This is a genomic window from Microcoleus sp. Pol12B5, from assembly GCF_036701335.1.
Classification (GTDB): Bacteria; Cyanobacteriota; Cyanobacteriia; order Cyanobacteriales; family Microcoleaceae; genus Microcoleus.
This window is the reverse complement of record NZ_JAUBQQ010000094.1, coordinates 15,943-17,341: the sequence shown is the minus strand read 5'-3', so window position 1 is coordinate 17,341 and position 1,399 is coordinate 15,943. Positions and strand designations below refer to the sequence as shown.

Below are 1,399 nucleotides of genomic sequence, written 5' to 3'. Positions count from 1 at the left end.
CTAATTAACTCATAATTTTGCCTGGAATATCATTCTACTATGTATTTGTGTAATTAATTCTGTCTAACTACTTATTAACCAATTTTTAGCGAAAGCAGACCCAGAAATAGAATTATTAGTCCCAACATTTTTAGATAACGACCACCGCGCCTTCTACGGTAGACGCAGGGCTGTTTCATTCTCTTGTAGGGGCTGCCCCAATCCCACCAAATGCCTAACAAATTCTGGATGGGTCGGCATTCTTGGCACGACCCGTACAAAAAGCTGGTTTTCCGTAGGGGCAATCCCCCCGTGGTTGCCCCGAAACAGCCCCGACGGTAAAGGTGTTCCCAAAACTATGTCCCAGAAAGTCGAGTCGTCCCTTTAGTCGGTCAAAATTCCGGCGTCACAGATAATAACCAGCACCGAAACAATTGGTCTCTAAATTGAGATGTTGCACCATGATCAACAAGCCTGTTTTGGGCGACCTCTCCTGCCTACCCCCTACTCCCCACAAGAAAACTCATTCTTTGTGGAACGGGCCGGAGAGCCGGTTCTTGGTAATGGTGCAATATATAAGTCTAAATTGCGCTGGTTGCCGCATCCGAAAGCGAGAATCGACGCACCGAATATGATCCAATATCTTGTCCTGAGTGATAGCCCACATTCCGCAGTTTCCACTGTCACCATCGGTTTTTACTTATTTTTACCCAGCAATCAAGCTATCACTTAAACTTTTATACCGTACATTAACGGATAAAAAACTTTTCAAGGGCATAAATTAGATATTTAAAAGAGTTCTATCAGTAATTATGCTGTGTGAAAACCCAGCTAAGGAAGGTGGGTTATAGCTTTTTGAAAGAGAGAAAAGTCAGGACTAAAATCCGGGTGACAGCACCCCTATTTTTTGATGTACACCATAGCAAATAGCTAGCTAGAAGCCATCAATTTAGGCATTTTGGCTAAATCCAATCAGCATTTTCCCAATCTTCATCCAATCTTTATCAAAACTACTTGCATTAACTTGTACTTTGCTTTAGATTGAATATGTGAAGGAAAAAAAACAGCTTCCACTCAACATAAAAATAAAGGTGTCAACCATGAAATTCCAATTAAACTTAGTCAAATCTATTTTAGCTGTTGCCGGTGTCGCCGCTGTTAGTGCAGTCTCCGCAGCACCTGCCTCTGCCTTCAGCTTTGGTAATATCACTGGTGGCGATACGGTTGGAGATAACTATCTAAGTAGCTTTTCATTTGACGTAATTGACCAAGGTGCATCAGTTCTTTTTAACATCTCCAACTCGGGAAATGTTTCAGCCCCGAGTATGTTTATCGGTAAAGTCCTTTTTGATGATAATGGCTATCTGTCTAATGCCGTGGCTAACGTTGGTAACGTTGGTGATGTATCCTTTAGTGGTGG

Annotated in this window: 1 pseudogene; it reads left to right on the top strand. The window is 42.1% G+C overall.

The window, feature by feature from the left end:
* Window positions 1–1,028: 1,028 nt before the first annotated feature.
* Window positions 1,029–1,399, top strand: a pseudogene (locus QUA24_RS24935) (hypothetical protein); the annotation flags it as partial.